Origin of the sequence: Arthrobacter sp. (genome assembly GCF_031179985.1) — a bacterium.
Classification (GTDB): Bacteria; Actinomycetota; Actinomycetes; order Actinomycetales; family Micrococcaceae; genus Arthrobacter.
Genome location: NZ_JAPSHJ010000082.1, coordinates 1 through 4,300 on the forward strand (window position 1 = coordinate 1; position 4,300 = coordinate 4,300).

7 protein-coding genes and 1 pseudogene are annotated in these 4,300 nt (G+C 64.5%); 3 read left to right on the forward strand and 5 right to left on the reverse strand.

Features of this window, described 5'->3' with window-relative positions:
• Window positions 1–302 (reverse strand): annotated as a pseudogene (locus RIN13_RS19570) (ATP-binding protein); the annotation flags it as partial.
• Between the two features lie 198 nt (window positions 303–500).
• Window positions 501–743, reverse strand: coding sequence for a hypothetical protein (locus RIN13_RS19575; protein ID WP_309108984.1), 243 nt, complete (start codon window positions 741–743; stop codon window positions 501–503).
• Window positions 744–946: 203 nt separating this feature from the next.
• Between RIN13_RS19575 and RIN13_RS19580 the strand changes: the two genes are divergently transcribed.
• The gene (locus RIN13_RS19580; RefSeq protein ID WP_309108985.1) at window positions 947–1,561 is read left to right on the forward strand and encodes a helix-turn-helix domain-containing protein; all 615 of its coding nucleotides are present in this window, start codon (window positions 947–949) and stop codon (window positions 1,559–1,561) included.
• Window positions 1,562–1,575: 14 nt separating this feature from the next.
• Here the strand turns inward: RIN13_RS19580 and RIN13_RS19585 are convergent, their stop codons facing one another.
• The 3 genes from RIN13_RS19585 to RIN13_RS19595 form a co-directional block, all read right to left on the reverse strand.
• On the reverse strand, window positions 1,576–2,175 hold the full coding sequence (locus tag RIN13_RS19585; protein ID WP_309108986.1) for a mucin-associated surface protein: 600 nt from the start codon (window positions 2,173–2,175) through the stop codon (window positions 1,576–1,578).
• A gap of 122 nt (window positions 2,176–2,297) precedes the next feature.
• The gene (locus RIN13_RS19590) at window positions 2,298–2,480 is read right to left on the reverse strand and encodes a hypothetical protein (RefSeq protein WP_309108987.1); all 183 of its coding nucleotides are present in this window, start codon (window positions 2,478–2,480) and stop codon (window positions 2,298–2,300) included.
• Between the two features lie 154 nt (window positions 2,481–2,634).
• Complete coding sequence (locus RIN13_RS19595) at window positions 2,635–2,868, reverse strand: hypothetical protein (protein ID WP_309108988.1); 234 nt, start codon at window positions 2,866–2,868, stop codon at window positions 2,635–2,637.
• A 347-nt stretch (window positions 2,869–3,215) separates the two neighbouring features.
• Between RIN13_RS19595 and RIN13_RS19600 the strand changes: the two genes are divergently transcribed.
• The gene (locus RIN13_RS19600; protein WP_309108989.1) at window positions 3,216–3,665 is read left to right on the forward strand and encodes an Hsp20/alpha crystallin family protein; all 450 of its coding nucleotides are present in this window, start codon (window positions 3,216–3,218) and stop codon (window positions 3,663–3,665) included.
• A gap of 129 nt (window positions 3,666–3,794) precedes the next feature.
• Window positions 3,795–4,145, forward strand: coding sequence for a hypothetical protein (locus RIN13_RS19605; RefSeq protein WP_309108990.1), 351 nt, complete (start codon window positions 3,795–3,797; stop codon window positions 4,143–4,145).
• Window positions 4,146–4,300 lie beyond the last annotated feature (155 nt).

The window sequence follows — 4,300 nt, forward strand, 5'->3', positions numbered from 1 at the left end:
GTCAGCCGGATGCCATGGAAGACTGCGGAAAGCCGGACGGTCACATCGGTGGCATGGGCATGCTGGAACGCGTTATTGAGAGTGACCTGGGCGGACCGGTACAGGAGGGATGCGCAACTGGCCGAAATCTCGAGGCTGTGGTGCGGTGTCTCCCAGTGGACACACGTGCCTTGGCGCCGCAGCGGAACGGTCAGCCGGTCGATGCAGCCCGCGAGTCCGAGCCTGTAGAAGTCAGCCGGCTCGGGTTCCCCGATGAGGTCCCGCGTTTCGGCCACTTCTTCGTGAATTGCTGGGCTGTTCATGGCGGCCGCCGCCTCCTTGCGTCCTAATGCGTTTCCCGGGAATCATCTTCGGGCTGTTGCATTAAGGCTCCCGCGGAACGATCAGGCTTAGCGCCGTATTTCCTCAGGATCGGATCAGGATTGCCGGCCACGTTCGGGTCGCCCTATCAGAACTCCGGAGGTGAAGAGCGCCGCCGTCGTAGTTGAACAGCAGCGCTACTACCGCGCAAACGTCCAGGGTTCGAGTGCCTGGTGCGGATACGTCACCGCGTCAGCAGCGTCGAGGACCTCCAGTGCGGTCATGTGGGCGGCTGCCGCTACCTCCCGGATGGGTTTGCCGTGGGTAACGGCTGCTGCCACTGCAGTCTGAAGGGTCACAGCGGCGGGCTCTTGCTCAGCGCTCTTGGATTCCAGCGTGGCTACGGCTTCCTCCACTGCCCGGATGTCGTCATCGTCCATCATGCGCTCCTATCTCTGCTCCATTGCAGTGCCATCTGCCGCGTTATCCGGATGCCAGCGGAAGGAATTCCCTGACTCATCCCACCGACTGTTATGCAGCGGACTGAATCATCAGCGGGGGATTCCGGGTAACTAAGCATACTGTTGGTTCCCACCATAAGACAGACTGGTCTGTCTCGACCAGTCCCGCGGTAGAGTATTTCCTGATGAACGTACCTGATTCAAGAGAGGGCACTCTGCTGCCCCAAGGGGTTCGTGCTGCCCAGAACGAGCCGCTGCACCGGATACTCTCCACTGCCTACGAGCTGTTCTCCCGTCGTGGCATCCGTGACGTCGGCATCAATGAGCTCATTGAGCGGTCCGGGGTGGCCAAATCCACGTTCTACCGGCATTTCCCCTCCAAGGACGCTCTGGTTCTCGCCTTCCTTGCACTTCGGGACCAGGTCTGGACCGTCGATCTGATTGTCGCCGAGGCCAGACGCAGGGGAGGCACGCCAGAGGGGCGCCTGCTGGCTATTTTCGACGTATTCGGCGACTGGTTCCAGCGCGACGATTTCGAAGCCTGCACTTTCATCAACGTTCTTCTTGAGATGGGTCCCGAGCACCCCTTGGGGGAGGCCAGCATCGGCTACCTTGCCCGAATCCGCGGCCACCTCACGGCGCTGGCCGAGGAAGCGGGGCTGCGCGACCCGGATGAGTTTGCCCGCTCGTGGCACATCCTGATGAAGGGGTCGATCATCTCGGCCACCGAAGGTGACTTCCTTGCGTCCAAGAGGGCGCAGCAGATGGCCGGCTGGCTTATCGCACACCACCGGAGCTGAGGCGCGCCGGTCCGTCATCCCTCTTTCCTGCCCTTGCCCTTGTCCGCACCCTTGGCCCTGTGTTCTTCGGCGGCGTTCTCCCCGGCTGGCGGAGTGCGCGAGGATGGTGCCGCCGTTGGGGAAGTAGCCGGAACGGGCGGGGCGGGAATGTTCTGGACAGCTGCGCCTCCTGTGGCTGCGGCCTGCGCAGCAGCGTTTGCTGTGGCTTTGTCGGTCGCGGCCTTCTCTGCGGCAGCCTTCGCCGCCACCTTCTCTGCCGCCACCTTCTCTGCCTCCGCCTTCTCTGCCGCAGCTTTGGCTGATGCGGCCTGGGCCGCCGCGGCTGACCGCAAGTCTGCCCTGACGGATTCCACCGCTTTCATGATGCTCTGATGGCGCTTGAAGGACACCTCCCCGTCAGCAGCTGCCCTGGTCACATGATCCACCAGCTCATCAAGGCTCCTTAGCCCGGTGGCCGGGTCTCCGCTGGCAGCCGCTGATGTGACCGCGAGGACGAGGCTTTGCAGCTCCCGGCTGGCGGCAGGGTCGAGGTCCGGTGGAACCGGAGAACATCCCGCAGCAGCGGCTGCCGCGATGCCGGCGGCCGCCAGCCCCAGGGCAATGCGCTGCCGCATGCCCCGACTGTGCAGCATATCCACCATCGTTACCAGCCTCTGTCACTAAGTCCCGCAGGTCCCTATAGGCTGCGGGGCTCCGTCCGGTGACGGTTGCTGGATAATCATAAGCCTACTTAGCTTCAATTCGGGAGGCGGCCCGTTGCGAGGGGGCGGCGTGCGTTTTCGAGCAGGTGGCACAGCAGGGCCTGCTCGGGGCGATCCGGGTGGGCAGCCAGGTGGCGCAACAGTCTGAGCCTGACTTCGGATTGCGGGTCTGTGGCAGAAATGATGTCGAGGATGAGATCGATAACCTGCTGGCGCATTACTGTCCGTTCGGGCCGGGCGCCCGGAACCGCGCCTGTATCCGGAACTGGGCAGGGCCGCCGACGTCGGCCGGTTTGCTGGCGCTCCTCCCCAAGCCCGGCTTCCGACTGCGGCTCGCGCTCCTGCCCACGGTGCTGCTGTGGGTCCGGAAACCTAGCGCCCATCACGGCCCCTAAAGTCGATGGTCCCGGTCACTGCGCCGGGTTCCCGCCGCACATCCGATGATCGGGAGGGTCCCTGCAGGTGGGCAGCCGGGCTGGCAACAGTCACGCCCGGCACCACTATCCCCGGTCTTTGAACAGGATCTGGCTCGGCCAATGCATGGCTCCAAACCTGGAGTCCGGCAACGGCCAGCACTGGAAAGCACAGGAGCAACAGCTTCTTCATGGGGCACTCCTTACGGGGGCTTCACTGCCTTACGTGGGTTTCACTGCCGGACCAGCTCACTATCCCGCGGAGCTCCTGTGAAAATCCCTACGCGCTGCCCCCGTGTTCCGGCCCGCCCCGCCGGGAGTGGGGGGTAAGGCGGGTGGTACGGCCCCCCGGCGGCCAGGCTGCAGGGTCCTCATCAGGAATCTTCCAGGTTTTCACAAGGAATCCTCCGACCGGGCCCGCGGGGCGGGCGGAACAAGCCTTAACAAGCTGCCGGAGCGGGCGTACGTTATTGGTGTTGGAACCCATCCCGGCCCGTCCTTCAGCCGGAGCGGGCCGGAAACTGACAGGAGGTAACAGCGATGGCCAACATTCTCCGCCGGGCCGGCGTTGACTTCCCGGAGCCGTTCCGCAGGTTCCTTGAGGGGGACTTGGACTCCTGGCTACGCGTAGAGGAGTACCGTGAGGCCGGGACGCTGGTGGTCAAAGCCGAGGTACCCGGCATCGACCCGGACAAGGACGTGGACATCACGCTCACAGGCAACCAGCTGCAGATCTCTGTCCGCCACGAGGAAAGGTCCGAGCACAGGGGCAAAGAGGGCTACCGGTCTGAATTCCGCTACGGCACGTTTGCCCGCACGGTAAGCCTCCCCGCTCCCGTCAATGAGGATGACGTCCGCGCCTCGTACACCGACGGGATCCTCGAAGTCCGGATTCCGTTGCCCGAGGAACCTGAAGCCGGGGGACGCAAGATCCATGTCTCCCGTGGTGCCGGCACTGCGTCCGGCGCTGCGCCTGGCTCTGCCGTGTAACAATATTCGCCGGCAACCCGGAGCCCGCGCCCCGCCGCTGCACCTGTATTGGTTAGAGTCGACCTACACATCCCGCGTGCCGGCAGGGCCAGCGGGATGAGCAGCGGCCAGGCCGGCGAAAGGGGCGCAGTGCATCTGATCCGAACGATGGCTCGGCGGACAGCATGGCTGCTGGCCGCCGTCGCCATGTTGGTTGGAACCGCCGGTTGCGGAGTCTCAATTCCCGCAGACCCTGACAGCACCCTGGAGCGGGCCTCCGGCGGGACCCTTCGGGTCGGTGTCACGGCCAACGGAAAGTGGGCGAGCGTCAGCGAGGGAGAGGAACCGGGCGGCATCGAACCCGCCCTGGTCCGTTCCTTTGCCTCCTCGATCAGTGCTGTTCCGGAGTGGGTTATCGGAAGTGAGCAGGAGCTGACCAAGGCGCTCAAGGAAGGCGAGCTGGATCTGGTGGTGAGTGGCTTCGCGGCTGACACCCCCTGAATCACCCACGCGGGAACCAGCCGCCCCTACACGGAATCGGAGGATGCCTTCGGCAAGACCGTAAAGCATGTCCTCCTGGTGCCGCTGGGCGAGAACGGCTTTCTGTTGGCCCTGGACCGCTTCCTGCTGAGCCAGGACGTCAAGGCATGAGCCGC